We start from the raw sequence: 26,692 nt of genomic DNA on the forward strand, positions 1-26,692 counted from the left end.
TGATTATGATTAGTTCTCTTCATTCTTTACCCATAAATGGCAGTGTGCGAGATTAAGATTTGCATCGTCTGCTGTTTTCTATTCAATTCCTATTACATTTTATTAATTTCTCTTATCTTTTCAATACTTACTTTTGGTTCTCTCGTTCCAGCTAACAAACCATTTACCTCTTGCTGAACATCTGTTAATTGAGTATAACAATAGCCGCAGACATATGGGGTCGATTGAATTGCTTTCGTAATGCTGCCGACGCGATCAAAAAAGGCTTGTTCAGACGATACATTTTCACCATAACCCCAGCCATCCTGCGTCTCAAAGGCAACACCGCCAAATTCACTGATTATAATGGGCTGACCTTTATATCCATACCCATCGGCCATACAATACTTATCATTATTGTGCGGAATCACGTTCCCTATGATTTTTTCTTTATCTTTATATCTTTCAAAAAAATTCTCACCGTTAGATTCATAGTCATGCAGCGTGATGATATCTGAAACAGTATGCTCCCATCCATCATTTACGATAACCGGGCGCATGGGATCAATCGCCTTTGTCAGGTGATAAACTCCTTCAGTAAAACGTTGCTGCGATGGGTCTTTGAAGATATTTCTCAATCCCCATGATTCATTGAATGGAACCCATGTAACGATAGAGGGATGATTGTAGAACTGATTGACAATGTCTATCCACTCTTTAGTAAAGAGATGAACCGCCTTATCTGAAAATTCATAAGCGGACGGCATTTCAGACCAGACCAACAGTCCTTTCCTATCACACCAATATAAAAACCGGGGATCCTCCAGTTTTTGGTGTTTACGCACTCCGTTGTATCCCATCTCCTTGATAAGATCTATATCTTTGATGATGGCTCCATCAGTCGGAGGCGTTAAATGAGATTCCGGCCAATAGCCCTGATCTAATATTAACTTTTGATAGATTGGAACATTATTCAAGAGGACATTTCCATTGTAGGTAGAGATCTTTCTCATTCCAAAATACGATTCAACCTCATCAATCAACTTGCCATTATGGTAGAGTTTAAATGTGACATCATATAAATGCGGTGTTTCAGGTGTCCATAATTGAATTTGCCACTCATGAAATTCATGAAGCAAGTTCAAACTCATTAATACACTTTCACGATCCATATAAATACTCGCTTTTCGAACGACTTGTTCATTAAATGAAATAACCGTTTCGACCATCACTTCTTCCGATTTCGGTACATTCACTGTAAACTCCATACCTATTGAATTATTATCTATATCAGGAGTCATTTTCACACGCTGAAGGAACACATCTGGAACAAACTCCAGCCACACTGTCTGCCAAATTCCAGTTGTTTGGATATACCAGCACCCGAAATTATCTTTCATCCAACGCTGTTTTCCCCTAGGCTGGTGGCAGCTATCGCTATCTTCTACCTTAACTGTAACTTCATGATCATCCGAATCCGTTAACTTATCGGTAATATCAAATGAAAAGGCTGAATAGCCGCCAGCGTGTTCACCGACAAAGACTCCATCTACCCAAATTTTGGTCCTATAATCCGATGCTTGGAAATGCAAGATCGCCCTTTTCCCTTTGTTATGAGGAATGGTCATTTTTCTCTTATACCAAACATTTGGATGAAAAACCTCTTCACCAATTCCGCTTGCTTCACATTCATATGTAAATGGTACATTGATTTTCATAGGAAACGTTGAGTCTGCATACCATTTTTCCTTTTCCCCACTATTGGTGTCGTCGAATTGAAACTCCCACTCCCCATTCAGATTCATCCATTCTTTCCTCATAAATTGAGGGTTTGGATATTCATCTCGAAAAAATCTATTGTCTGCTTCCATACTGATCGGCCCCTTTTAAAAGTCTTCAAGAACATTTATGTTTAGGAAAATCCCTCATTATACTCTTCCATCTTGGCAATCGTCTTGTTTTTTGCCAATGACAATATGCCTGCCGATAAGAACATTAATGAACCAACAATATCCATCATTAGGTAAGACGCTAATCCGATTAAAAGAAACCAAAATGGTTTCTTCACTTCAACTCTGTTATCTTCTAAATGCCTGGCTAAATAGATGTTGATTAACCCCATAGCAATGAAGAGCATCCCAAATGTCACGGCAAACATATATAAACTGCCAAATAACGACTGAACCGCTTCTATTTTTACCAGTGATGTTTCTTTTACATCCAGCCCCTGCTTTTTTATAAGTGAAGCATAGAAGAAAATAGTAATAAGCCCAGTAATGATCTCCCACGCAGCACCGATTAAAACAAGTCTTCTTTCTAACTTTCTATTCATAAGCGGAGCCTCCTTAACCGCGGGATTTTGACTATTCTCTTCTTTAACTGAAATTTATTATTACTTTCTTATCCTTTTACCCCTGATGATAACGAGAGCGACTCAATAAAGTATTTCTGCGTTAACAAATACAGAACAAATGTAGGAACAATGGCTATTAAAGCCGCAGTTAAGGCATGGGCAATATCAAGTGCATACATTCCCTGAATTAATTGCAGGCCAGGCGTAATAGGCATTTTCTCCACATCATTAAACACGATCGATGGCCATAGGAAATCATTCCATGCCCCGGTAAATGTGAATAGCGCCACTACTGTCAAGACCGGTTTAATAAGCGGTAAAATGATTCTAATGAAAATTTGAAAATCAGTAGCTCCATCAACTCTTGCGGATTCATCAAATTCTTTTGGTATCCCCATCAAAAATTGTCTTACCAAGAAGATATTGAATACTCCAGCTGCTCCGGGAACGATAGCGGCCAGGTAACTATTGACCCATCCTAAAGAATCTATAATTTTATATAAGGGAATAAGATTCACTACACTCGGAAACATCATCGTAGCCATCAAGAAAAGAAATAGGGTGTTTCTGCCTTTAAATTTCATTCTTGCATAGCCAAAAGCTGCCAAGGATACAACAATTAAAACCAGGATGGTTTGGGATATGGAAATAATAAAAGAATTCATAAACCATTTTGCTAATGGAGCACTCGTATTATTAAATAGTACATCCTGATAGTTGGTGATGACCCAATGAATCGGTAAAATCATAAATCCGTTTGATTGAAGATCTGCCTCAAGTTTGAATGATGTCAGGAATGTATACAATATTGGGATTACCCATAAAAGAGCCATAACTAATAAGAATAAGAAAGAGACCATTTTAGCAGATGATTTTTTCTTCAAGCGGAACACCTCCTAATTGCGTTGTCTTAAAAAGAAGAATTGGATTGCAGACACGATCATAATACATATCCCTAAAATGACTGCCATTGCAGATGCGATCCCGGCGATGGATTGTCCTGATCCAAATGCATTTTGCTGGATATACATCAGTAACACGGTTGTGGAACTGTCCGGCCCGCCTTTTGTCAGCATCAGCGGTTGTCCATAGACATTAAATTGGGCAATGGTCGTGATGACCACTGTGTATAACAATTGACCTTTTATACTCGGAAGTGTGATTTTCAGGAATTTCTGCATGCTCCCGGCTCCATCGATGGAAGCGGCTTCATAATATTCTTTTGGAATGCCGTTTAAGGCAGCCTGGTAAATAATCATATTAGCACCGATACACCACCATACCGTTACTATAACCAATGTAATCCATGCATACGGCTGTACAGATACCCAGTTCATGTCTGCTTTGAAATAATGGTTGATCGGACCAAAAGAAACGTGAAATAGCATCGTAAAAATAATCATAACTGCTGAAACGGAAAACAAAGTGGGCACATAAAACAACGCTTGAAAAACCTTTGTTCCTTTAGGCTTCGTACTTAGTCCTGCAGCTAACAGCAATGGAATTAAAATACAGGCCGGAACTGTAAATAACACAAATTTAAACGTATTGCCCAAGCCCGTATGCAATTGAGTATAAAAAGTTGAGTCTTTATTAAACAGAATCTCTTTATAATTGGCTAACCCTACAAAGTCGGGTTCGCTGATCAGATCCCAATTCGTAAAAGAAATGTAAATACCGTATACAGTAGGAAATAAGAAGAAGATCAAAAATAGAATTAAATGCGGGCCAATGTACAGAAGCGGAGTCAGATTTAGTCTGTTTCTCACCTCATGCTTGCTGTTTAAAGATGGAGTCATGTTCATTTGTTTACTGGGAATTGGATTACTCATACATGTTTACTCCTATTCTCTTATAGTCGAACAGAGAAAGAATTCCTAATTACATTCATAAAAAGGAATTCTTCAATAGCTTCATTTTCACTAAGATAACAATTATTCCTTTACTGCTATTCTAAAAGAAGATCACTATTTTTTCTTTTGACTTTGACTAATTTTGTCTTCAACAGCTTTTTGTGATTTTTTAAGTGCGTCCTCGATCTTCACTTTCCCAAACGCTGCATCACCAGCAAACTTATCAATTTCGTCTGCTACAAAACCGTTGTATTGATAATCAAATATTTTGAGAGTCTCTTGTTGTTTTTGATCCTTCACCAAGAATGATTGAGGCAAATTCTGGAATTTTTCATCTTCCAGCGTAGCTAAGGCAGCTGGATTTTGTCCTGCTTCAGCCCAAGGGAGGGAATTTTGTCTTATATAATCAAGAAACTTTATGACACCTTCTGATTTCGATTCATTTCTTTCTTTGCTGTTAAACATTACGAATTGGTGTGAAGAGCTCCAGTTAACAATTTTATCCTCTGAAAGCTGAGGGAAGTTCGTTAAACCCCATTCTAAAGATTTCACTTCGTTCAATCCGTTTTGCATCCAGATTCCCTCAGGATAGAAAATGGCTTTTCCTGATTTAAAGAGTTGCCCCGGATCTTGACCATCCTTATTTGTATACTTATCATTCACTAGAGACTTCAAAAATTTCAGAGTGTCAGCTGCTTCTTTTGTATCAAGAGTCGGTGCTTCTCCATCGCTTGTGATGTCTCCGCCCATTTGATTGTAGATAGATAAAAAGATTGGTCTCATCCAAGTTAATCCCATTGCCTTGATATCATCTTTCTTTGCAAGATCACCGGCTTGTTTAATTTCATCAAACGTTACGACGTTGTCATCCAAAGCATTCGGGGCATATTTATCAACTAACTTTTTGTTGTAATACATAACAAAACTGTGAACATCCAACGGAACGCTGTATCTTTTACCGTCTAAATCTCCAATATCCCAGCCAGCTTTTACATAGTTCTCTGCTTTAATATCAGGGTAGTTGGTTAAAGAGTCATCTAAAGGTGTAAGCATATCATTAGCCACAAACTGCTTGATTCTTTCTGCATGAACAATCGTTACATCGGGAATGTTCTTGCCTGAGTTAACTACAGTAGGGATTTTTGTATACATGTCCTGTTCTTTCAAGGATACATTCTTTACCTTATATTCTGGGTTTGTCTTATTGTAATCATCGATAATTTTCTGCATGTTTTTACCGTCAGGACCAGTAAACGGGTTCCAAAATACAATTTCCTTACCTGCATTTTTAGAACCAGAAGAGCTTTTTGAACTGCAGCCCGCTAACGCAAACACTAGCGTACAGATCAGGGCGAAACTAATCATTGCCGACATTTTTTTCTTCATCATGATCCCCCTCATTATTTGTTTTTCTTTTAAAAATGTAAGCTCGCAATCTCAATTTTCTTTTTATATTAAGCGCTTACAAATAAATTTTACCTGCCTAAACAATTTGTGTCAATTTAATTTTACTAAAAATTTAGTTAAATACATAGATCAAATTCTTATATTCTAGAATGCTGTCAATCTACCTGTTTCTCTTAATCAATCATATCTACATGCCATAAAGCATTAATCTTATTGATTTCCTTCAAATCACATTTCGGCTTGCGATCATATGTCAGGAGCCCGTTAATTTCCTGCTCCACATCCGTTAACTGAGTATAGCAGTATCCATGTAAAGATTTGGAGGCATAAACGCCTTCCATGACACGTTTATAATCATTTAAGAAATCTTCTGCATTCGTCACCGATGTATATCCCCATCCAGATTCCTCTCCCGCTTTGAAACCAATTCCGCCAAACTCAGTTAATAGTATTGGCTCACCTTGATGGGAGAAGCCTTCAGTATAAATTCTTCTGCCTGCCGGACGAGAATGCAGCAATTTTTCTGAAGTAGATAGTGAGCTTTTAAAGTGTTCATATTTCTCCGCTTCCTCTTTTTGCCCATGATTATAATTATGAATTGCGCAAATATCCGTCTTGGTTAATTCCCATCCATCATTGGAAATAACTAAACGGGTTGTATCCAGAGAGTGAATTAAATGATACATCGCTAGAGAATGATGCTTCTGTTGTTCATTATTGCAAATTTGAGGCACTCCCCAACTTTCGTTCAATGGAACCCACGTCACAATACACGGATGGTTATAGTCCCGCTCTATAATTTCAATCCATTCTTTTGTTAACCTTGCAACGGCATCTTCACTATATGAAGGAGATGCTGCACATTCGCCCCATACTAAGAATCCTAATTGATCAGCCCAATACAGGTAACGTGGATCTTCTACCTTCTGATGCTTTCGGCAGCCATTAAAGCCCATTTCTTTTGCTAATTCGATATCCATCTTAAAATCCTGATCTGTCGGAGCTGTTAGCAGCCCTTTTGGCCAATATCCTTGATCAAGAACCAATTTCTGATAATAAGGTTTATTATTTAAGTAAACCATTCCATTATCAGTATGTATCTTCCTCATTCCAAAATAGGAAGTAATTTCATCAAGGACCTCATTATCATCCTTAACTCGAATGACAACATCAAATAAATTCGGGCTTTCCGGGGTCCAGTTCCATCCTTGGTGATGGAAGCCTGTTCTGAATATTTTTCTATTATGCAGATTTATTGAACGGCTCGTATAGGATTCTTGTATTTTCAATACATCACTTACAATCCTTTCACCTTTGAAGGAAATATTAATTTCTACATCTTTTTCCAAATAATCTCCTGCTATTTCAAAATCAACTTTGATATCACCCGCATCAATATCAGGTGTAAATCGTAATTTTGAAATATGAGTATTATTCAGTGCCTCCAGCCAAACGGTTTGCCAAATGCCTGTAGTGCGTGTATACCAAATTGCTGCCGATTCTTCCTGCCAAAACTGTTTGCCTCTTGGGATCGTTTCATCTGTCGAAGAATCCTCCACCCTCACAACAAGAGATTCCTTACCACCCTGGAGGTAGCTCGTAATGTTAAACGAGAAAGACGCTTGACCTCCCTCATGTGAACCCACTAACTGCTCATTTACATAAACCATTGCCCGGTAATCCACTGCACCAAAATGCAAAACAATTTGATTCCCTTGAAAACTCTTCGGAACCTCAAATTCGCGACGATACCAAACCCAATCATGGAAAGCGGTTTCATTAATCCCGCTCAGTTCAGTTTGATAAACAAATGGAACATTAATATCATGTTCAAATTCTTTGTTTCCCTTAAACCACTTTTCTTTCAGCCCTATATTCTTATCATCAAAAGCAAAATCCCAAGTACCATTTAAATTCATCCAATCATTCCTCATTAATTGAGGACGCGGATATTCTTCACGAAGCATCATTATACTCACCCTTTCACATCATAATTAAAAGATTTAGAAAATACTTATAATTAGATGATATAGTTAATAAATGATGAAAGTCAACATTATTTTTACTAAAAAAATAGTATTTTTTTAGTAATATACTTTTAACTCTATTGCCGCTTTATAAGGTAACCTGCTTCTATAAAATGACCCTCACTTGCTTACCTATTTTTTGCTCAACAAAAAAAAGACTGACACATGTCAGCCTTTCAAGATTCCTTCGTTTCCTGTGTTTGAATGCGCTCAAGTGCCATTGTATAGGCATCGTTGCCGTAGTTAAGGCAGCGTTTTACGCGGGAGATTGTTGCTGTGCTTGCACCTGTTTCGGTTTCGATTTTGTGATAGGTGAAGCCTTCACGAAGCATGCGTGCTACTTCTAAACGCTGTGCAAGAGACTGAATTTCATTTACTGTACATAAATCGTCGAAGAACCGATAGCATTCTTCCAGGTTATTTAGCGATAAGACAGATTCAAATAGCTGATCGAGTTCTTTACCTCGTAATTTTTCAATTTGCATCTTCATTCTCCTTTTATAAGAATTAGTGGAGTGATACGTAATCTTCTAGAGCAGGCACTATATTGATCCAAGTTTTCCCCGGTACAAATCCCACTTGCGAGCCATTTAAGTAAGGGAGGATTCTTCCATCTTCATTGCGCCATTCCACTTGCCGGCTGACGCCTTTTTGCAGCAAAATCCCTTTGCCTCCGGATGTAAGGTCAATTGATCTTCTTCCATAGTCGTCAATCAATTGATGTTCCATTTCTACAATAAATAAGTTATCGACTGCAATGGATTTTCCTGTTTCCAGATCTTTTGTTTGCTCATTGTTGCTATATCGTAAGTACTTTTCTGTTTGTTTGTCGTATTCATATTCTGCATTCCACACATCTGACTTATCATAGCGCACTTCGGCTTTGACCGCCTCATCACCTTTAAGGTTTTTCATTTCATCTTCGCTTAAAAACGACAGCGATTCAGGCTGCTGTACCAAGTCAATGTCCGCTTGTTTTGCACCCTCCATAATATTTTCTGCTGAAATATAGGAGTTGTGCGGTGCTTTTCTGAAATCCGCCCTCCAAAAGAGCGTGCCATCATAAAACAATCCATTTAAATAATCGTATCTCCCGTTTTCAAGCGTTTCCTTAGCCTGAGGACTCCAGCCGTGGCTGATAAAGACAGAATCATAGCCGCTGCTTAAGTCAACATAGTATTCTCTGGCGCTTCTGACAGGTCCGATTACTGCTGGCTGCTCACTTTGAAAAATAGCTAAGAACCTTGTAATATTTCCTTCAGATAAAACCTCGTAGACAAGGTCAGCCTGATGAAGTCCAGACTGCGGCCGTGCATCAGGGTGGTTGTTCACCATAACTGCAAATGAGCGCTGCCCGTTTACATTTTTCAATGGAAGGCCTGTTAATGGATAGATTTCAGTATTTTCCGCTATCGGTGCAGAGGTTTCTTCTTCTTTCACATCTGCTTTTGGGCTTTTATCAGGTTCTTGTTTACAGGCCGTACACATGACGAGCAGTATGAACGCAATAAACAGCCGCTGAACTTTCTTCTTGTTGTTTTTCATGATTGACACCTTCTGCTCACTTTTATATTTTAACGCATTATCGCTGGAAAGAGTAATATTTTTTTAAGCACATCATAGATTCCGATTGGAGTGATTCGAATATACGGCAAGTGAGTTGATGATAGGAAAAAAAGTGAATAAATCGAATCACCGAACGAATAGCCTCTCTCATTCAGCAGATGCTTAAACCTTTCCTCTTTCTGAACAACTGCTCCAAATTTCCGGTCAGATGCTCCGCCGCATATTTCAAGAGGGATTTCATGAAGAATCTCTCCCTTCTCAGCGAGCACAATTCCGCCTCCCAGCTCCTTCATCCTATTAAAAGCAGTGATTAAATCGTGCTTGTTCTTGCCAATTAATATAATATCACCTGTAGTCGAATACGAGCTTGCAAGTCCTCCGACTGATGATGCGAAGCCTTTAAGCATCGTATTAATCCGCCATTTTCCCTTTTTATCAATTAGAGCAAGAAAACATTCATCATGGTTTGTGCTTAGTTCATCAAATGAATTATCAATGACAATGCTGTACGGCTCCATAATGACGGCATTTTTCATTTGCAGTCCAAGCGGCATAGAGAACTGCAGATCATCATACGTTAAGCTCCATTCAATCTCCAGTTTTCCAAAACCTGCTGCTTCCCAATTAAAGTCACCAAATTCATCAACAGGGACTCCGTCTTTCCTCAGCCATTTTCCTTTTGATATAACAGAAACAGGTGATGGATTCATTTCGTCTTCCAAAATGTTGAGGTTCGCCGTTCTTCCTGGTGCAAGCACTCCTGTTGCATCTTCCATATGATAATACCGCGCAGCATTAAAGCTTGCCATATGATAAGCATCAATAACAGGAACATCATGATCAATCGCCATTTTTATGAGTGAATCCATCATACTATCCTTATAAAAGTGAGGAGTTGCACCATCCGTTGTAAAAAACAAGTGTTCATAATTGCGAATTCCTTTTTCACGAATTCCTTCAAGCAATAGCGGCAAATCAGGCCGAATCGATGAGTGTCTGAGAGAAACCGTGTACCCGAGCTTCAATCGTTCTACTACGTCATCTCCCGTCATAGCTTCGTGATCGCAATCTGCCCCTAATAATTTCATTTTGGCAAGCGTACTGGCGGAAGCTCCAGGAAAGTGACCTTCAATCCTTTTTCCATTCCGCTTCATGTCAATCATCCATGACAGCATCAAATCATCATCTGAGAGCAGTTTTGGCCACCCAGTTAATTCTCCGCCTTGAATAACATATTCATTTTCCATCCATTGCTTCATAAAACCCAGTGATAATAACTCATGTTCATTCGAAACCTCTGTCTGCAAATCAAATCGCGCCCACCAAAAATACTGCATAGGAAGCTTATTTAGCTCGCGAACCAAAGTAAGCGCTTTCTTTTTATTGGATTGAAAAAGCAGAAATAAGTTGTCATTGATAAGTGTTGTTGTACCGAACTGTGACACATACTTCCCAAAAGAATGGGGATTATAAAGTTGAAATGGGTGAGCATGTGGCTCGATATATCCTGGTACAATAAAGCGATTTTCGCAATCAGCGATTTCTGATTGTCCTTCAGCAGGAAGCTTATCTCCAACGTAAACAATACGATCATTTGAGATCCAGATGTTGGCTTTTACCCATTGTTTCAAATAGGAGTTTAAATACATTCCATTTTTCAAAACAAGGGTTGGAGGCTTGTGGCCTGATGCCACTTGTATGTGCTCCCTGATCTGATGAACTTTCCAATTTGCATGTTGGGGCATGTCAGACCCTCCCTAAATTCCTTACCTTAATATGTTAACATATGTATTCTATTAACGCAGTAAAGATTTACTGTATTTTCTAATTAGGAGGATTCTTATGAAACCAAACATCGGAATCGTAAACGGATTAATCCGCATTACCATTGGTCTGACCTTATTATCATGGGCTTCAGCCAAGTATTCAAAAAAACCTTGGAAAGATTCCCTGCTGCTTATGATGCTTATTGGTGCAATGAAAGTTGGAGAAGGAATTTTGCGTTTCTGTCCGATGACCTTTATGTATCAGGAATATTGCAAGGATGATCTGGAAATTGAAGAAAAGACTTATAACCCAAGTTAATTAGAAAATCGGGAGCGCTCGTTTATCCTTGACAGAAAGAAAATGCCGGGTTCGACTTTTTTGTCTGATTTGTTCTGGGCGAATTAGTAATAAATTAATTCACGGCCTTTTTTAATTTAATTCACGCGCTTTCCAAATTAATTCAACATAATTGTCAAAAGCGGAAAGCTTTTAATTCAGATAGTAAATAAAAACTCTCCCGCTAAGCAGGAGAGTCCATTTAAGAGGTGAACACAATGATTATGGAGTATTTAACCGATATGTCGTTTGTATTAGCATTGCTCATCGGCAGTCTTGTTGCATTAATGTTTGTTTATGTTAAGAAAAAACGTGTTTAGTTGCTTTTGCACCAATATCCTTGCGGTAAAAAAGTGCTGGTGAAGCGACTTCAGACACATACTCATATGCTTGAGTCTGAGCTTCAAGCAAGTCGCTGCCATAAGCAACTACTGCCAAAACCCGTCCTCCGTCCGTTACAAATTCATTGCCTTTTTTCTTTGTGCCGGCATGGAAGAGTGCGCCTTGCTCGAAGCTAGTGCAGAGCGTGCCAATTGATTCGCCCTTTTTGTACTCATCGGGGTAGCCATTTGCAGCAAGGACAACTCCCATCACAGCTTCTTTGCGCCATTTCAGATTCACGTTTGCGCCATCTAGGATATTCAGTAGCGTTTCAATTAAATCTGACTCTAAGCGCGGCAGCACAACCTGTGTTTCAGGGTCGCCAAAGCGCGCATTAAATTCAATGACCTTTGGACCTTGTTTTGTTAATATTAAGCCCGCATATAAAATACCGGTAAACGGAGTTCCGTTCGCTATCATGCCTTTAGCTGCCGGCTTCAGTACTTTTTCCACAGCTTCCTGTACAATGGCATCTGAAATTTGAGGAACTGGGGAATAGGCTCCCATTCCGCCTGTATTCGGACCTTCATCATTGTCAAATGCCCGTTTATGATCCTGCGCGATGACCATTGGATACACAGCATCACCATGAACAAATGCCATTAAAGAAAATTCTTCTCCGTCCAAAAACTCTTCTATCACAACAGAGCTGCTTGCTTCGCCAAACTTAGCGTCCTCAAGAAAATCATGAAGGCAATCAACAGCTTCTTGGGCGGTCATAGCTACGGTTACACCTTTTCCAGCAGCAAGGCCATCTGCTTTGATGACAATAGGAGCTCCTTGTTCCATCACATATTGCTTCGCTTCCTCAAATGAAGTAAACGATTGATAGTCTCCAGTCGGAATCTCATTTTTCATCATTAATTCCTTGGCAAACTTCTTGCTGCCTTCAATGAGGGCAGCTTCTTGCGTTGGACCGAAAACCTTTAATCCTGCTTCTTGAAAAGCATTTACAATTCCGTTAAGCAGCGGTACCTCAGGCCCAACGATTGTCAGCGCAATCTCATTTTCTTTTGAAAAAGCAACAAGCTGCTCTGTATCCTGCTCATCGATTTCTATAAGCTCGGCAACGCTGCTCATTCCATCGTTCCCTGGAGCAACAAACACTTTTTCTGCAAGCTTACTGTGTGATGCCTTCCAAGCGATTGCATGTTCACGGCCTCCACGGCCAATGATTAGAATGTTCATCGTTACCACCCCGCTAATTCTTAATGTTTAAAGTGCCGAACTCCCGTGAATACCATTGTGATTCCATATTCATCTGCTTTTTTGATTGAATCTTCATCCTTGATGGATCCGCCAGGCTGTATGATTGCTGTCACTCCCGCTTTTGCAGCTGCTTCAACTGTGTCGTTCATAGGGAAAAATGCGTCAGATCCCATTGCACTGCCTTCTGCTAACGTTCCTGCCTGCTCAATCGCAATCTTCGCTGCTCCGACACGGTTCATCTGACCTGCGCCAACTCCGACTGTCATTTGATTTTTCGTAAGCACAATTGCATTAGATTTCACATGTTTGACGACTTTCCAGGCAAGCTTTAAATCTTCCCACTCTTGTTCAGTTGGTTCACGTTTTGTAGGAACAGTAATTTTTGCATCATCGAAAGATAAAGCATCTTCGTCTTGAACGAGCAAACCTCCGTGAATGGAAGTAATTTGCTGATCCTGTTTTTCTGCACCAAGAACATCTAATGTAAGAAGTCTTATGTTTTTCTTGGATGTCAAAATCTCTAAAGCTTCTTTATCAAAAGATGGAGCAATGACGATTTCCAAGAAGATTTCGTGTAATTTATGAGCTGTTTCTTTATCTACTTCATGATTAAGTGCAATGATCCCTCCGAAAATGGAAGTAGGATCTGCTTCATACGCACGGGTAAAGGCTTCAAATATGGTTTCGCCTGTTCCAACGCCGCATGGATTCATGTGTTTTACAGCAACAGCTGCAGGCTGTTTAAATTCTCTTACGATATGAAGAGCTGCATCTGCATCTTTAATATTGTTGTAAGAAAGCTCTTTTCCGTGAACTTGGACAGCTTCTGCAATGGATACATTGCTTGCTAATGGTTTTTTATAAAAGGTTGCTTTTTGATGAGGATTTTCGCCATAGCGAAGCGATTGTTTTTTCTCGAATGTATACGTAACCGTTTCTGGGTCTTCTTCGCCTACCGCATTTGTTAAATATTCTGCGATCAGAGCGTCATAAGAAGCCGTGTGACGGAACACTTTTGCAGCAAGTTTTTGCTTTGTTGCAAGCGTAACTTCCTTTTCAAGCTTGATTTGCTCGAGAATCTCCTTATAATCTGCAGGATCTACAACAACTGCAACATCCTGATGATTTTTCGCTGCCGAACGAAGCATGGTCGGTCCGCCGATATCAATGTTTTCAATAGCATCATCAAACGTTACATCTTGTTTGGAGATTGTTTCTTTAAATGGATAAAGGTTCACAACAACAAGATCAATCGGCAAAATGCTGTTTTCCTCAAGCTGCTTCATGTGATCCGGGTTGCTGCGGACAGCAAGCAGTCCTCCATGAATATTCGGATGCAGGGTTTTCACTCTGCCGTCCATGATTTCAGGAAATCCTGTTACTTCTGAGATTCCTGTTACCTTGACACCATTTTGCTGAAGCAGGCTTTTCGTTCCGCCTGTTGAAATGACTTCGATTCCTTGTTCAACTAGCTCTGTTACAAAAGGAATAATGCCTTCTTTATTTGAAACACTGACAAGTGCGCGTTTAATTGTCATTCTTTACACCTCTAGCTCTCTTTTTTGGAAAAGGGTATTTAATACGTAAGGATAGTAAGTGTGCTCGAGCTTATGAATTTTTGCAGATAACGATTCAATCGTATCCGATCTCTCTATTTCAAGCGCCTTTTGTGCAATAATAGGACCGGTATCCATGCCCGCATCCACGAAATGAATCGTAATCCCTGTTACTTTCACTCCAGCTCTGAAAGCTTGGCCGATGGCATCCTTGCCAGGAAACGATGGCAGCAAAGAAGGGTGCAAATTAATAATATTATTCGGAAAAGCTTGAAGCAGCGTATCCCCAATCAGCCTCATATATCCTGCAAGGACCACATAAGAAACATCATACTGTTTTAATTGCTGCAGGATAATCGATTCAAATGCCTCCTTGCTTTGAAATTCCTTCGCTGAAAACTCAAAGACAGGAATGTTCGCTTTTTCCGCACGTTCAATCACTTTTGCTCCGGGTTTGTCACAAACTAATAACGCGATTTCCGCTTCCAAGTTTCCGCTTTTCACTTCATCCAGAATGGCCTGAAAATTTGAACCGCTTCCTGAAGCAAATACCGCAATTTTCATCATGTAAGAGATCCTCCGCCAAATGTGACGCCTTGGCCATCCTTCACACGTCCGATAATGAATGCCTTCTCGCCATGTTTCTCGATTTCATTGATGACATTGTGCATCTGCTTGTAATCCACAGCTAAAACAAAACCGACACCCATATTAAAGATATTAAACATTTCTTCCTGGCTGAGCGATCCTTTTTCTTGAAGCAAATTAAAGACGGGAGGGATCGGCCATGAACCGTAATCGATTTCTGCACCTAAACCTTCAGGCAGCATTCTTGGAATATTCTCAATAAATCCGCCGCCAGTAATATGAGCCATGCCGTCTACTTTGTATTTCTTCAGCACTTCCAAAACTGGCTTCACATAAATCTTAGTCGGCCGCAGCAATTCTTCTCCAAGCGTGTGAGGCAGCGGTTCGATTTGTTCTTTTAAAGAAAGATGGTTATCTTCGAGCAGAATTTTGCGTACTAAGGAGAAACCATTGCTGTGCAGCCCGTTTGATAAAAGTCCAATTAGCACATGTCCGGCACGAATGTTCTCACCTGTGACAATCTCTTCTTTTTCAACGGCGCCAACGGCAAAACCGCCGATATCATATTCATCCTGTTCATATAAACCAGGCATTTCCGCTGTTTCTCCGCCAACCAAAGCACAGCCTGACTGCTCACAGCCGTCTGCTACACCTTTTACAATTTGCTCGATTTTGACTGGATCTGCTTTTCCAAGTGCCAAATAATCAAGGAAGAATAATGGTTCAGCGCCTTGTGCAAGGATATCGTTCACACACATCGCGACTGCATCTATGCCAATCGTATCATGCTGATCCATAAGGAACGCAAGCTTAAGCTTTGTGCCGACACCGTCTGTACCGGAAACAAGAACCGGCTGTTTGTACTTTAATTCAGAGAGATCGAACATGCCGCCAAAGCCGCCGAGACTTCCCATGACGCCTTTTCTCATTGTTTTTGCAACATGCTTTTTCATTCTTGAAACAGCTTCATAGCCTGCTTCTATATCTACGCCTGCCTGCTTGTATGCGTTTGACATCACACATTCCTCCCGCTCTTAGTTCGTCAGCACTTCTTCCTTTTCATGAGGCAATACTGTATCTGGATATATTTCTGTTGGATATTTTCCTGTAAAACATGCTAAACATTGGCCGCGGCGCTCACCTTCATACGGGCGTCCGATGCCTTCTAATAACCCTTCCACACTTAAGAAGGTCAGTGTGTCAGCTCCAATAATTTCTCGGATCTCTTCCACGGAATGACTGGCAGCAATCAATTCTTCAGTTGAAGACGTATCAATTCCGTAAAAGCATGGATTGCTGATTGGCGGAGATGTAATGCATACGTGTACTTCCGTTGCTCCAGCATCTCTCAGCATACCAACAATTCTGCGGCTTGTTGTTCCTCTTACGATTGAATCATCAACCATGACAACCCGCTTGCCTTCAACAACACCTCGCACAGCTGAAAGCTTCATTTTTACGCCTTGCTCTCTCAATGATTGAGAAGGCTGGATAAACGTTCTGCCGACATAACGATTTTTAATCAATCCGAGCTCATAAGGAATTCCTGATGCTTCCGCATATCCGATCGCAGCGGAAATACTTGAATCAGGGACGCCAGTTACAACATCTGCTTCAAATGGTGCTTCAACGGCCATGCGTTTTCCTAAATTTTTGCGTGCTGTATGAACATTTATTCCGTCAATGTTGCTGTCTGGTCTTGAAAAATAGATATATTCCATGCTGCAGATCGCGCGGTTCACGTTCATTGAGAAGCGCTCCGATTTCAATCCTTCATCATTGATGATCAAAAGTTCGCCAGGCTCAACCTCACGAAGATACGTTGCACCTACAATATCAAATGCACATGTCTCAGATGCAACAACATAAGAATCGCCAAGCATTCCCAGAGACAATGGGCGCAATCCATTCGGATCAAGCGCCACCATCATTTCCGTTTCTGTCATGATTAAAAAGGCATAAGCGCCTTTAATCATCGTCAATGCATTTTTAATTTTATCTTTCATTGAGAAATAGCCGCTTCTTTTAATTAAGTGAGCAAGCACCTCTGTATCAGATGTGGATTGAAAAATACTGCCCTGGTTTTCAAGCTGATGCTTCAGTCCATTCGCATTCACTAAGTTACCGTTATGCGCAAGGGCCAAGCCACCGCTTTCTGAACGGAAAAGAAGAGGCTGGACGTTTTCAAATCCGCCTCCCCCAGCCGTCGCATAGCGAACGTGGCCAATGGCTCCTTTTCCTTTAATATCATTCAAACGGCCGCCGCTGAATACTTCTGTAATCAGACCTTGACCTTTAATGCAAGTCAGCTTCTTTCCATCCGTTGAGACGATGCCAGCACCCTCTTGACCGCGATGCTGAAGGCTGTGCAAGCCGTAATATGTGATTTGCGGTGATTCAGAATGTCCCCAAATACCGAACACTCCGCACTCTTCGTTTAACCCTCTGATTTCAGCAAGCATGGAATCGCTCCTCTCCAAGCTTTTTCAAGCGCGCTTACCTTCGATTGAATTAAGATCTCGCCCGTTTCATTTTTCACAGTGAATGCTGCATCTTCTGTTACGCTTCCGATTAAAGCTGCATCTGTCATTTCTTCAAAAGCAGTCTGGTGTTCAGGCTTTACTGTCACGATAAAACGGGACTGTGTTTCACTGAACAGCGCGGCAACAGCTTCACCATTAACTGTGATGCTTGCACCAAGTCCGTTTGTTCCAAATGTACTTTCTGCAGCCGCAACTGCCAAACCGCCTTCAGCTACGTCATGTGCAGATGCTACGAATCCTGCACGGATTGCAGCAGATACTTGCGCCTGACGCTCAACTTCAACTCCAAGATCCATTTCAGGTGCTTTCCCGAAAATTTTTCCGTGAACCATTTTCTGCAGCTCACTGCCGCCAAATTCATTTTTCGTCTCGCCGATCAAGTAAATCAGATCATTTGCTTCTTTAAAGGATTGTGTCGTGATGTATTTTGTATCTTCAATTAATCCAACCATTCCAATAACAGGTGTCGGATAAACGGCTGTGCCATTCGTTTCATTGTATAGAGAAACGTTTCCGCCAATAACTGGAGAGTTAAGCACACGGCACGCTTCACTCATCCCATCTGCCGCTTTTTCGATCTGCCAGAAAATCTCCGGCTTCTCTGGATTTCCAAAGTTCAGACAGTCTGTAATCGCAAGCGGTCTTCCGCCTGAACATACGATATTTCGTGCTGCTTCAGCTACAGCGATCATCCCGCCAACTTCAGGATCCAAGTAAAGATATCTAGAATTGCAGTCTGTAGTCATCGCAAGTGCTTTATTTGTATCACGAATGCGAAGTACTGCAGCATCAGAACCAGGTGCGACAACTGTATTTGTGCGGACCATGTAGTCATATTGATCATAAACCCATTCTTTGCTTGCAATCGTCGGCTGCTTAAGAAGGTTCACAAGAGTTTCCTGCAGATCATCTACCTGCGGTGTGCTTACTTCCATCTGCTGAAACTCTTTGTAATAAGCAGGCTCTGCTGATGGCTTGTGATAGACAGGTGCCTCTTCTGCTAATGCATCAACCGGAATTTCTACAACTATCTCGCCTTTATGAAGAAGGCGGAGCATTTTATCATCTGTTACAACCCCGATTGCTTTTGCTTCAAGCTCATATTTGTCAAAAATGTCGGTGATTTCTTTCTCGCGGCCACGTTCAACGACTAGTACCATCCGCTCCTGTGATTCAGAGAGCATCATTTCATAAGGTGTCATGCCTGCTTCCCGCTGCGGCACTAAATCTAAATTCATTTCGATGCCTGAACCGGCTTTGCTCGCCATTTCAGCAGTTGAGCTTGTAAGTCCCGCAGCTCCCATGTCCTGAATCCCAACAAGAGCATCACACTTTATAACCTCTAGACAAGCTTCAAGCAAAAGCTTTTCCATAAACGGGTCGCCTACTTGAACAGCAGGGCGTTTTTCATCTGATGCATCTGTTAATTCTTCAGATGCAAACGTCGCTCCATGAATCCCGTCTCGGCCTGTTTTTGCACCAACATACATCACGGTATTGCCAATTCCTTTTGCAACACCTTTTTTAATATCTTCGTGGTTGATTAACCCAACACACATTGCATTGACAAGCGGATTGCCGTCATAAGAAGGATCAAACTGAATCTCTCCGCCGACCGTTGGGATTCCGATACAGTTTCCATAACCTGCAATACCAGCAACAACTTCTTCAAACAAATAACGGACACGCGGAGATGTTAATTCCCCGAAGCGCAAAGAGTTTAATAGAGCAATCGGACGTGCACCCATTGAAAACACATCGCGGATAATCCCGCCGACACCTGTTGCTGCACCTTGATAAGGTTCAATTGCTGAAGGGTGATTATGGCTTTCAATTTTAAAAACAACCGCCTGATCGTCACCAATATCAACAATCCCGGCTCCTTCTCCAGGTCCTTGAAGAACATGCTCACCTGATGTTGGGAACTTTTTTAATACAGGCTTTGAATTTTTGTAGCTGCAGTGCTCTGACCACATAACAGAGAAAATCCCGAGCTCTGTATAATTCGGCAAGCGCCCCATAATCGATTCAATCATTGAAAACTCATCATCACTAACGCCCATTTGACGGTAGATTTTCTCTTCTTTAATCATAAGCTGTGTTGGTTCAAGCAGTAGTGACATGAGATTCCCTCCAGTTTTTCACGATCGATTTAAATAGGTTCAGACCATCGGCGCCACCAAGCAGTTCATCAACCGCACGTTCAGGGTGTGGCATCATTCCAAGAACATTTCCGCGCTCATTTACGATTCCCGCTATATCTTCTAAACTTCCATTTGGGTTGTTTTTATATGTGAAAGCAATTTGGTTATTTTCTCTTAATCTAGCTAAAGTCAGCTCATCACAGTAGTAGTTTCCTTCACCATGTGCGATTGGAACAGAGATGACCTGTTCTTTTTCATAAGCAGATGTGAACATTGTATTATCATTTTGAACGACAAGGTTTGTCGGACGGCACATGAACTTCAGGTTTTCGTTGCGCTTCATCGCACCTGGCAATAAGCCTGCTTCAAGCAAGATCTGAAACCCGTTGCATACGCCAAGAACCGGCTTGCCTGCTTCTGCAGCTTTGACAACTTCCTTCATGACATTGGCAAAACGCGCAATTGCGCCTGACCGAAGATAGTCTCCGTAAGAGAAGCCCCCAGGAAGTAGAATGCCGTCAAATCGGCTTAAATCTGTTTCATCATGCCAAACGTACTCTGCTTCTTCCCCAAGCTCATCCTTGATAGCGTGGAACATATCGATATCACAGTTTGATCCCGGAAAAACGATGACGGCGAATTTCACTGTGCGACAACCTCCTCCACCTCATAGCGGTAGTCTTCAATCACTGTATTTGCAAGCAGCTTTTCACACATTTCACGAACCGTCGCATCTAAATCACGCTCAGTCTTTTCAATCGTAAGTTCCATGTACTTACCGATCCGAATATCGCTAACCTCTTTGTAGTTCATGCTGTGCAAGGCGTGCTGTACCGCGCTTCCCTGTGGATCAAGAACGCTTTCTCTGAGTGTAACGAATACCTTTACTTTGTACATGCTGTTTCTCCTCCTAAACGATTTAAAATTTCCGAGTATGCATCTGTTAAGCTGCCGATATCACGGCGGAAAACATCTTTATCAAACTTCTCATTCGTTTTTTCATCCCATAACCGGCACGTATCAGGCGAAATCTCATCCGCTAAAAGCAGTGTGCCATCCTTTGTTAAACCAAATTCTAATTTAAAATCAACTAAACGGATGCCGCAGTCTTTGAAGTGGCTGATCAATACCTGATTCACTTTTAAAGCGGCTTCTCTCAGCTGCTTTATCTGTTCTTTCGTTGCAGCTTCCAGCAATTCAATATGATCTTCTGTAATCAGCGGATCGCCTAACTCATCATCTTTATAATAAAATTCTACAATTGGTGTTTTAAGCGGTGTTCCTTCTTCTATTCCCAGTCGTTTTGAAAGACTTCCTGCCATAATATTTCGAACCACTACCTCAAGCGGTACAATTTTAACCTCTTTCACAAGCTGCTCGGTAGAAGAAAGTCTTTTAATAAAGTGACTCTCAATCCCGTTCTCAGCAAGCTTTTCAAACAGCAGCGTTGAAATTTCGTTATTCAAACGCCCTTTTCCTTCGATTTCAGCCTTCTTCTCTCCATTAAACGCTGTTGCAGAGTTCTTATATGAAACTAGCAAAACCTCATCTTCATTCGTGCGGTAAATTTTCTTAGCCTTGCCTTCATAAAGCAGGTTCAACTTTTCGATAGTCATGAAAATCCTCCTAGTAACGACAGAATATTGGGAACTTTAGAAATGCGGAATCGCCTGGTTAGCTCCGACAGACAGATAAGGATCCGACAGAAAAGGCGCTTTTTGCCTTTACTGGCGGAGCCGTTCTGGCCGAGGAGTTAGGCGATGGAGCTGGACACCGAAGTGCAAGACTCTGCTCCGCTTCTTAAAAAAGAGGCAAATAATATATTTACCTCTTTGTTTTTTAAGTTTCCGCTTAAATACCTAAACGCTCAAAGATAGTATCTACACTTTTCAGGTGGTAATTGTAATCAAAGCAGTCATCAATGATTTCACTTGATAAACGGTCCGTAATCGTGCCATCCGCTTCTACTAGCTGACGGAAAGGAACTTGTTTTTCCCAAGCTTCCATTGCTTTTGGCTGAACGATATCATAAGCCTGCTCACGTGTCATTCCTGCATCAATCAATGCAAGCAGTACACGCTGAGAGTAAATCAGGCCAAGAGTGCGATCCATGTTGCGCTTCATGTTTTCCGGGAACACCGTTAAGTTTTTCACGATGTTGCTAAATCGATTCAGCATGTAATTCAATGCAATCGTCGCATCTGGAAGAATAATGCGCTCTGCTGATGAATGTGAGATATCACGCTCATGCCAAAGCGGTACATTTTCATAAGCTGTCATCATATAGCCGCGAATGACTCTCGCAAGTCCTGTCATGTTTTCAGAACCAATCGGGTTGCGTTTATGAGGCATTGCTGAAGATCCTTTTTGACCTTTCGCAAAGAATTCCTCAACCTCGCGCGTTTCACTCTTTTGAAGTCCGCGAACCTCTGTTGCAAATTTTTCAATCGAAGTTGCAATCAATGCAAGTGTGCTCATGTAATCGGCATGACGATCGCGCTGCAGCGTCTGTGTTGAGATTGGAGCTGCCTGCAAACCTAATTTTTCACACACATATGCTTCAACAAAAGGATCAATGTTCGCATATGTACCAACAGCACCAGACATTTTTCCAAATTCAATGCCCTCTGCTGAACGCTTGAAGCGCTCTAAGTTACGTTTCATTTCTTCGTACCATAATCCAAGCTTAAGTCCAAACGTTGTCGGCTCAGCGTGTACACCATGAGTACGGCCCATCATAACGGTATATTTGTGTTCAATTGCTTTGTTTTTTAAGATCTCAACAAAGTTCTCAATATCTTTTAAAAGAATATCGTTTGCCTGCTTCAAAAGATAAGAAAGTGCAGTATCGACAACATCTGTGGACGTTAAGCCGTAATGAACCCATTTTCTCTCTTCACCAAGAGTCTCAGAAACGGCTCTAGTAAAAGCAACGACGTCGTGGCGCGTTTCTTCTTCAATTTCCTTAATTCTTTCAATATCAAACGATGCGTTCGCACGAAGCAGCTTTACGTCTTCTTTCGGAATATGTCCAAGCTCAGCCCATGCCTCACACGCAAGTATTTCAACCTCAAGCCAAGCTTTAAAGCGATTTTCTTCCGTCCAGATGGCACCCATTTCAGGTCTTGTGTAACGTTCAATCATGATAAATCCTCCGTTCTATTGTTGACCCCATAATTTGTTGATTTCTTTTTCTTTTTCTTCGATACCTTCTGTTAAAAAAGTGACATGCCCCATTTTCCGTTTGTGCTTCGCCTCTTTTTTACCGTACAAGTATATCTTACCTTCACGAAATAACGAAAGATTATTTAATATGAGCGGAAGATGTTCGCCTAAAACATTGACCATCAAACCAGGATGCAGCAGCTTAGGATTGCCTAGAGGCAGATTGCATACAGCTCTGATGTGCTGTTCAAACTGATTCGTCTCACAAAGATCAATCGTATAGTGACCAGAGTTGTGCGGTCTTGGAGCCAGCTCATTAATGAACACGCCGCCGTCTTCTGCCACAAACATTTCGACTGCAAGCGTTCCAACTAAGTTGAATGCTTTTGCCAGCAGAATTGCCTGTTTCCTCGCTTCTGCAGAAACTTCTTCTTTTATCCTTGCCGGCACAATGCTTTGATGCAGAATGTTGTTTACATGAATGTTCTCTGCAATTGGAAAAGTGAAGATTTCGCCATCTGAATTTCTGGCAACAATAACCGATACCTCTTTTTCAAACGCTACCCATTTCTCTAAAATACAAATTCCGCTTTTTAAAAGATCTGCTGCTGCTTGAAAATCGCTTTTCTGCTTGATCACAGCCTGCCCTTTACCATCGTATCCACCTCTGCACGTTTTCAAAACACAAGGATAATCAAGTTCATCAATTGAAGCGGCAAGCTCTGTTTCTGTTTTCACGATCCGGTAGTCTGCAACCTTGCAGCCAGCTTCGACAATCGCCTTTTTCTCAGTTTCGCGATCCTGTGTCATAGAAAGAAGGGCTGAACCCTGCGGCAAGCAGGCATTCTCTTCAATCCACTTTAAAGCCTCGTAATCTATGTTTTCAAACTCATACGTAATCACATTGCTAATTTCAGCCAGTCTCTTAATGGCGTCCAGGTCATTGTAGGGCGCAGTAATCTCATAGTCTGCAAGCTGTCCGCATGGTGAATTGGGTGTTGGTTCTAATACCGCAACATCATACCCCATGCTTTTTGCAGCAACTGTCATCATCCGGCCAAGCTGACCTCCGCCGATGATTCCAATCGTTGAACCCGGCAATATTGTTTTATTAGACAAGCTCATCACTGCTTTCGAACACTTTTTTTCTTGTTTGCTCACGTCTGCTATCTAATAACCCAGCAAGCTCTTCATTCGATATCGATAGAATTTGTGCAGCCAGCAGCCCTGCGTTTACAGCTCCGGCTTTTCCAATTGCGACAGTTGCAACTGGAACACCTCCTGGCATTTGTACAATAGATAACAGAGAATCCATTCCATTCAACGCTTTTGATTGGACAGGTACCCCGATAACTGGAAGTGTAGTCTTCGCTGCCACCATCCCCGGCAAATGCGCCGCTCCGCCTGCGCCTGCAATAATAACCTTTAATCCTCTATTTCTAGCAGTTTCTGCATATTCAAACATATAATCAGGTGTACGATGTGCGGAAACGACCTTTTTCTCATAAGGCACCTGCAGCTCATCTAAAATCTCACAAGCATGTTTCATCGTATCCCAGTCTGACGTGCTTCCCATTATAATTCCTACCATCGGTTCCATCCATATCCCACCTTTTGTCCATAAAAAAAGCCCAGCATGCATTGATTCTCTATATAAGAGAAAGCAATACAAACCAGGCATCAGAACATTTTAAAAGCAAGCCGTTCCATGACAGGCTAACAATTACTTTCCCTCATAGTCCAATAATTTACGGTTATCGGGTAGAAACTTTCGGGCCATATCCCCGACTTTATATGAGGTAAAATACATTCGTTTTTATATCCATGTTTATCATAACAGCACATTTAAGAAGTTGTCAACGCAAAATCGAACAATCTTGTTGATCGGGTTAAAATTGTTCGTATTTAGATCAATTTCCCTTCAAAAACAATCTTTTTCCCATAAGGTACCACTTCAATTGCACCATTTACCTTTTCTTCTTTAAAGACAGGCTCTTCCATTCTTCTTACAGGCATATACCCTTCTTTTTGCATTCTGGAAAGACAGCTATCGATCGTCTCGCCCTCCTGCACCTCAAACTTTCGCTTTTTAGGTTTATCCGTCATATTTCAATCTTGCTCCTTCTCACAGCTTTTACCCAGAAACCCCCGTGTATCGTCTTCGGCTCAAAAGCAATAATAAACGCCTTCGGATCCAGCTCCTTAATCGCAGCATACAAATTCAATTCATATTTACGGGGTGTCAGAATCTGCATAGCCAAACGGTCGCCCTCACGTCCATTTGCCATCCAATCTGTCACACCATATCCCTTATCTCTTAAGATGGCCGGCATATCCTTCTCATTCTCAGTCGAAATCACATTAACAGTAATATACCCAAGTGCAAGCTTCTCCTCAATCTTCATCCCAACAATAACACCAATGCCATACCCCACCGCATACGCAATCAAATTCTGAATCTCATTTAAATTATCCAGCACCAGCCCTAGACCAATGACATAAATAACAACCTCTATCGTACTGATAAATGCAGCTAAATACCGCTGACCCTTCAACGTCAAAATCATGCGTATCGTAAAAAACGAAACATAAACAATATTGATGAGCAAGATGATTAAAACCATCGTTACACTATTTGAAAGCAATCGACTTCCTCCTAACTCAGCTGTACCCAATAAAATGAAGTGACAGGTCATATCTTACTAAAGTTTCTCTTCAGAGACAATGGTGGATTTAGGTGTATGACGAAACTGCAGACTTTGTACAGCCATTACTTACATATTACCTGTAAACAAAGCTGTAAAACCAATTGAGGAAAGTCATATGTAAGTGTCTCGCACGCCCATCACAGCCTTCCCTTCGATGCAGTTGGGCATATAAAACCTTTTAAATGGCCTTTTTTCTAATAAAAAAAGAGACTGCTTCCGTTAAAGTGCCCGGCTTATGTCGTTTGTGATCATTCTCTACAATTTTCCGCTCCCTCTGCACGGTTTTATACTCGTTTAGCCAATTACAACTAAATATATTTGTTCAAAAGGTCAAATTCTGTATCTTCTGTGCGGCAGTCCATCATTTTTGTGCAGAGAGCCAGAATTTCTGTGCGATAACACACTTTTCTGTGCGCAAACCATGATTTTCTGTGCACTTTTCCATCTGCTTCCATAACTCGTGCAAATCCCTGTTACATTTGCTGCTGTTTCCTCAATGGAATTGGATACTCCTAGCTGTAGAACCTTTATAATGCATTTTTTCTAATAAAAACAGGGATTGCTTCCATTGTAGTGAGCGATTATTGTATTTCTGATTACTCCCCACAATTTGCACCAAGCCCACCTTCAAACCTCCATTCTCCTAACTGCACTTGGCCATTTTTTCTCTTTTCTCCATACAAAAAAGAACAGCATTTCTGCTGTTCTTCTTCTTTGCATGCCTGGCAACGTCCTACTCTCACAGGGGGAAACCCCCAACTACCATCGGCGCTAGAGAGCTTAACTTCCGTATTCGGCAATCGGCTTGCGATGAGCTTCGCATCTCTTCGTCAGCTTCACTCGTTCAGATCCTCACGTACATTCGTACGCTCCGGTCTTCTCTCCCTTGCTTCCTCGACCTGCTCGCTCCTCCCAACCCTCAAGATGGAAGTCGACTTTCGTTCCTGCTAATCTTTTTAAAACCCTCTTGGGTTTTGACCATACAAAAAAGAACAGCATTTCTGCTGTCCTTCTTCTTTGCATGCCTGGCAACGTCCTACTCTCACAGGGGGAAACCCCCAACTACCATCGGCGCTAAAGAGCTTAACTTCCGTGTTCGGCATGGGAACG

26 protein-coding genes, 1 rRNA gene and 1 riboswitch are annotated in these 26,692 nt (G+C 41.3%); of the genes, 2 read left to right on the forward strand and 25 right to left on the reverse strand.

Features of this window, described 5'->3' with window-relative positions:
* Nucleotides 1–92 precede the first annotated feature (92 nt).
* The 9 genes from CYJ36_RS21595 to CYJ36_RS21635 all read right to left on the reverse strand — a co-directional run bounded on the left by CYJ36_RS21595 (nucleotide 93) and on the right by CYJ36_RS21635 (nucleotide 10,930).
* Nucleotides 93–1,799 (reverse strand): glycoside hydrolase family 2 protein, encoded by a 1,707-nt coding sequence (locus CYJ36_RS21595; RefSeq protein ID WP_257962588.1) that lies wholly within the window; start codon nucleotides 1,797–1,799, stop codon nucleotides 93–95.
* Nucleotides 1,800–1,891: 92 nt separating this feature from the next.
* Nucleotides 1,892–2,311, reverse strand: a complete 420-nt coding sequence (locus CYJ36_RS21600) for a DUF4064 domain-containing protein (RefSeq protein WP_101569316.1) — start codon at nucleotides 2,309–2,311, stop codon at nucleotides 1,892–1,894.
* 68 nt (nucleotides 2,312–2,379) lie between these two features.
* Nucleotides 2,380–3,216, reverse strand: a complete 837-nt coding sequence (locus tag CYJ36_RS21605; protein ID WP_374702849.1) for a carbohydrate ABC transporter permease — start codon at nucleotides 3,214–3,216, stop codon at nucleotides 2,380–2,382.
* A 12-nt stretch (nucleotides 3,217–3,228) separates the two neighbouring features.
* Nucleotides 3,229–4,131 (reverse strand): carbohydrate ABC transporter permease, encoded by a 903-nt coding sequence (locus tag CYJ36_RS21610; protein ID WP_101569338.1) that lies wholly within the window; start codon nucleotides 4,129–4,131, stop codon nucleotides 3,229–3,231.
* Nucleotides 4,132–4,299: 168 nt separating this feature from the next.
* Complete coding sequence (locus CYJ36_RS21615; protein WP_101569317.1) at nucleotides 4,300–5,571, reverse strand: extracellular solute-binding protein; 1,272 nt, start codon at nucleotides 5,569–5,571, stop codon at nucleotides 4,300–4,302.
* Between the two features lie 194 nt (nucleotides 5,572–5,765).
* Nucleotides 5,766–7,559 (reverse strand): glycoside hydrolase family 2 protein, encoded by a 1,794-nt coding sequence (locus CYJ36_RS21620; RefSeq protein ID WP_101569339.1) that lies wholly within the window; start codon nucleotides 7,557–7,559, stop codon nucleotides 5,766–5,768.
* A gap of 236 nt (nucleotides 7,560–7,795) precedes the next feature.
* Nucleotides 7,796–8,104: a YerC/YecD family TrpR-related protein gene (locus tag CYJ36_RS21625; protein WP_101569318.1), complete on the reverse strand. Its 309-nt coding sequence runs from the start codon at nucleotides 8,102–8,104 to the stop codon at nucleotides 7,796–7,798.
* A 22-nt stretch (nucleotides 8,105–8,126) separates the two neighbouring features.
* A complete protein-coding gene (locus CYJ36_RS21630) occupies nucleotides 8,127–9,164 on the reverse strand; it encodes a DUF3048 domain-containing protein (RefSeq protein ID WP_101569319.1) in 1,038 nt (345 codons plus the stop codon).
* A 29-nt stretch (nucleotides 9,165–9,193) separates the two neighbouring features.
* A complete protein-coding gene (locus CYJ36_RS21635) occupies nucleotides 9,194–10,930 on the reverse strand; it encodes an adenine deaminase C-terminal domain-containing protein (RefSeq protein WP_101569320.1) in 1,737 nt (578 codons plus the stop codon).
* Between the two features lie 97 nt (nucleotides 10,931–11,027).
* Between CYJ36_RS21635 and CYJ36_RS21640 the strand changes: the two genes are divergently transcribed.
* Together CYJ36_RS21640 and CYJ36_RS24950 are read left to right on the forward strand one after the other, a co-directional pair.
* Complete coding sequence (locus CYJ36_RS21640; RefSeq protein ID WP_101569321.1) at nucleotides 11,028–11,270, forward strand: YgaP family membrane protein; 243 nt, start codon at nucleotides 11,028–11,030, stop codon at nucleotides 11,268–11,270.
* Nucleotides 11,271–11,506: 236 nt separating this feature from the next.
* Entirely contained in the window at nucleotides 11,507–11,608 is a 102-nt protein-coding gene (locus CYJ36_RS24950) for an EYxxD motif small membrane protein (protein ID WP_374702850.1), read from the forward strand.
* Here CYJ36_RS24950 and purD read toward each other — a convergent pair.
* The 16 genes from purD to rrf all read right to left on the reverse strand — a co-directional run.
* Nucleotides 11,589–12,857 (reverse strand): phosphoribosylamine--glycine ligase, encoded by a 1,269-nt coding sequence (purD, locus tag CYJ36_RS21645; protein WP_101569322.1) that lies wholly within the window; start codon nucleotides 12,855–12,857, stop codon nucleotides 11,589–11,591. The two genes, CYJ36_RS24950 and purD, sit on opposite strands and share 20 nt — an antisense overlap.
* A 20-nt stretch (nucleotides 12,858–12,877) precedes the next feature.
* Nucleotides 12,878–14,416 (reverse strand): bifunctional phosphoribosylaminoimidazolecarboxamide formyltransferase/IMP cyclohydrolase, encoded by a 1,539-nt coding sequence (gene purH, locus CYJ36_RS21650; RefSeq protein WP_101569323.1) that lies wholly within the window; start codon nucleotides 14,414–14,416, stop codon nucleotides 12,878–12,880.
* 3 nt (nucleotides 14,417–14,419) lie between these two features.
* Nucleotides 14,420–15,001 carry a phosphoribosylglycinamide formyltransferase gene (gene purN / locus CYJ36_RS21655; protein WP_101569324.1) on the reverse strand — a complete coding sequence of 194 codons (582 nt, stop codon included), beginning with the start codon at nucleotides 14,999–15,001 and terminating at the stop codon, nucleotides 14,420–14,422.
* A complete protein-coding gene (purM, locus tag CYJ36_RS21660; RefSeq protein WP_101569325.1) occupies nucleotides 14,998–16,038 on the reverse strand; it encodes a phosphoribosylformylglycinamidine cyclo-ligase in 1,041 nt (346 codons plus the stop codon). The genes purN and purM overlap by 4 nt, the downstream gene beginning before the upstream one ends.
* A gap of 18 nt (nucleotides 16,039–16,056) precedes the next feature.
* Nucleotides 16,057–17,484: an amidophosphoribosyltransferase gene (gene purF / locus CYJ36_RS21665; protein ID WP_101569326.1), complete on the reverse strand. Its 1,428-nt coding sequence runs from the start codon at nucleotides 17,482–17,484 to the stop codon at nucleotides 16,057–16,059.
* Nucleotides 17,460–19,688: a phosphoribosylformylglycinamidine synthase subunit PurL gene (gene purL / locus CYJ36_RS21670; protein ID WP_101569327.1), complete on the reverse strand. Its 2,229-nt coding sequence runs from the start codon at nucleotides 19,686–19,688 to the stop codon at nucleotides 17,460–17,462. The genes purF and purL overlap by 25 nt, the downstream gene beginning before the upstream one ends.
* Nucleotides 19,672–20,355, reverse strand: coding sequence for a phosphoribosylformylglycinamidine synthase subunit PurQ (gene purQ / locus CYJ36_RS21675; protein WP_101569328.1), 684 nt, complete (start codon nucleotides 20,353–20,355; stop codon nucleotides 19,672–19,674). The genes purL and purQ overlap by 17 nt, the downstream gene beginning before the upstream one ends.
* Nucleotides 20,352–20,606: a phosphoribosylformylglycinamidine synthase subunit PurS gene (gene purS, locus CYJ36_RS21680; protein ID WP_101569329.1), complete on the reverse strand. Its 255-nt coding sequence runs from the start codon at nucleotides 20,604–20,606 to the stop codon at nucleotides 20,352–20,354. The genes purQ and purS overlap by 4 nt, the downstream gene beginning before the upstream one ends.
* Nucleotides 20,594–21,319 (reverse strand): phosphoribosylaminoimidazolesuccinocarboxamide synthase, encoded by a 726-nt coding sequence (gene purC, locus CYJ36_RS21685; protein ID WP_101569340.1) that lies wholly within the window; start codon nucleotides 21,317–21,319, stop codon nucleotides 20,594–20,596. Before purC ends, purS begins: the two co-directional genes overlap by 13 nt.
* Nucleotides 21,320–21,560: 241 nt before the next feature.
* Nucleotides 21,561–22,853, reverse strand: a complete 1,293-nt coding sequence (gene purB / locus CYJ36_RS21690) for an adenylosuccinate lyase (protein ID WP_101569330.1) — start codon at nucleotides 22,851–22,853, stop codon at nucleotides 21,561–21,563.
* Nucleotides 22,854–22,868: 15 nt separating this feature from the next.
* A complete protein-coding gene (purK, locus tag CYJ36_RS21695) occupies nucleotides 22,869–23,999 on the reverse strand; it encodes a 5-(carboxyamino)imidazole ribonucleotide synthase (RefSeq protein ID WP_101569331.1) in 1,131 nt (376 codons plus the stop codon).
* Entirely contained in the window at nucleotides 23,986–24,474 is a 489-nt protein-coding gene (purE, locus tag CYJ36_RS21700) for a 5-(carboxyamino)imidazole ribonucleotide mutase (RefSeq protein ID WP_101569332.1), read from the reverse strand. The genes purK and purE overlap by 14 nt, the downstream gene beginning before the upstream one ends.
* A 116-nt stretch (nucleotides 24,475–24,590) precedes the next feature.
* Nucleotides 24,591–24,692, reverse strand: a riboswitch (purine riboswitch).
* Between the two features lie 87 nt (nucleotides 24,693–24,779).
* On the reverse strand, nucleotides 24,780–24,980 hold the full coding sequence (locus CYJ36_RS21705) for an NETI motif-containing protein (protein WP_101569333.1): 201 nt from the start codon (nucleotides 24,978–24,980) through the stop codon (nucleotides 24,780–24,782).
* Nucleotides 24,977–25,498, reverse strand: coding sequence for a DUF2179 domain-containing protein (locus CYJ36_RS21710; protein ID WP_224768156.1), 522 nt, complete (start codon nucleotides 25,496–25,498; stop codon nucleotides 24,977–24,979). Before CYJ36_RS21710 ends, CYJ36_RS21705 begins: the two co-directional genes overlap by 4 nt.
* Before the next feature lie 680 nt (nucleotides 25,499–26,178).
* Nucleotides 26,179–26,325 carry a hypothetical protein gene (locus tag CYJ36_RS23920; RefSeq protein ID WP_180850535.1) on the reverse strand — a complete coding sequence of 49 codons (147 nt, stop codon included), beginning with the start codon at nucleotides 26,323–26,325 and terminating at the stop codon, nucleotides 26,179–26,181.
* A 280-nt stretch (nucleotides 26,326–26,605) separates the two neighbouring features.
* A 5S ribosomal RNA gene (gene rrf / locus CYJ36_RS21715) occupies nucleotides 26,606–26,692 on the reverse strand; the annotation flags it as partial.

The organism is Bacillus sp. UMB0893 (assembly GCF_002858905.1).
Taxonomy (GTDB): domain Bacteria; phylum Bacillota; class Bacilli; order Bacillales; family Bacillaceae; genus Bacillus_P.

Bases quoted from the DNA above. Each gene is read 5' to 3' on its own strand.
- purE (WP_101569332.1), bottom strand. From the start codon at position 24,474: ATGGAACCGATGGTAGGAATTATAATGGGAAGCACGTCAGACTGGGAT.
- purS (WP_101569329.1), bottom strand. From the start codon at position 20,606: ATGTACAAAGTAAAGGTATTCGTTACACTCAGAGAAAGCGTTCTTGAT.
- purF (WP_101569326.1), bottom strand. From the start codon at position 17,484: ATGCTTGCTGAAATCAGAGGGTTAAACGAAGAGTGCGGAGTGTTCGGT.
- purM (WP_101569325.1), bottom strand. From the start codon at position 16,038: ATGTCAAACGCATACAAGCAGGCAGGCGTAGATATAGAAGCAGGCTAT.
- CYJ36_RS21710 (WP_224768156.1), bottom strand. From the start codon at position 25,498: ATGGTTTTAATCATCTTGCTCATCAATATTGTTTATGTTTCGTTTTTT.
- purL (WP_101569327.1), bottom strand. From the start codon at position 19,688: ATGTCACTACTGCTTGAACCAACACAGCTTATGATTAAAGAAGAGAAA.
- CYJ36_RS21640 (WP_101569321.1), top strand. From the start codon at position 11,028: ATGAAACCAAACATCGGAATCGTAAACGGATTAATCCGCATTACCATT.
- purH (WP_101569323.1), bottom strand. From the start codon at position 14,416: ATGACAATTAAACGCGCACTTGTCAGTGTTTCAAATAAAGAAGGCATT.
- CYJ36_RS21630 (WP_101569319.1), bottom strand. From the start codon at position 9,164: ATGAAAAACAACAAGAAGAAAGTTCAGCGGCTGTTTATTGCGTTCATA.
- purN (WP_101569324.1), bottom strand. From the start codon at position 15,001: ATGATGAAAATTGCGGTATTTGCTTCAGGAAGCGGTTCAAATTTTCAG.
- CYJ36_RS21625 (WP_101569318.1), bottom strand. From the start codon at position 8,104: ATGCAAATTGAAAAATTACGAGGTAAAGAACTCGATCAGCTATTTGAA.
- CYJ36_RS21610 (WP_101569338.1), bottom strand. From the start codon at position 4,131: ATGACTCCATCTTTAAACAGCAAGCATGAGGTGAGAAACAGACTAAAT.
- purK (WP_101569331.1), bottom strand. From the start codon at position 23,999: ATGAGCTTGTCTAATAAAACAATATTGCCGGGTTCAACGATTGGAATC.
- CYJ36_RS21615 (WP_101569317.1), bottom strand. From the start codon at position 5,571: ATGAAGAAAAAAATGTCGGCAATGATTAGTTTCGCCCTGATCTGTACG.
- CYJ36_RS21705 (WP_101569333.1), bottom strand. From the start codon at position 24,980: ATGACGGATAAACCTAAAAAGCGAAAGTTTGAGGTGCAGGAGGGCGAG.
- CYJ36_RS21635 (WP_101569320.1), bottom strand. From the start codon at position 10,930: ATGCCCCAACATGCAAATTGGAAAGTTCATCAGATCAGGGAGCACATA.
- CYJ36_RS21620 (WP_101569339.1), bottom strand. From the start codon at position 7,559: ATGCTTCGTGAAGAATATCCGCGTCCTCAATTAATGAGGAATGATTGG.
- CYJ36_RS21595 (WP_257962588.1), bottom strand. From the start codon at position 1,799: ATGAGGAAAGAATGGATGAATCTGAATGGGGAGTGGGAGTTTCAATTC.
- CYJ36_RS24950 (WP_374702850.1), top strand. From the start codon at position 11,507: ATGATTATGGAGTATTTAACCGATATGTCGTTTGTATTAGCATTGCTC.
- purD (WP_101569322.1), bottom strand. From the start codon at position 12,857: ATGAACATTCTAATCATTGGCCGTGGAGGCCGTGAACATGCAATCGCT.
- purB (WP_101569330.1), bottom strand. From the start codon at position 22,853: ATGATTGAACGTTACACAAGACCTGAAATGGGTGCCATCTGGACGGAA.
- CYJ36_RS21600 (WP_101569316.1), bottom strand. From the start codon at position 2,311: ATGAATAGAAAGTTAGAAAGAAGACTTGTTTTAATCGGTGCTGCGTGG.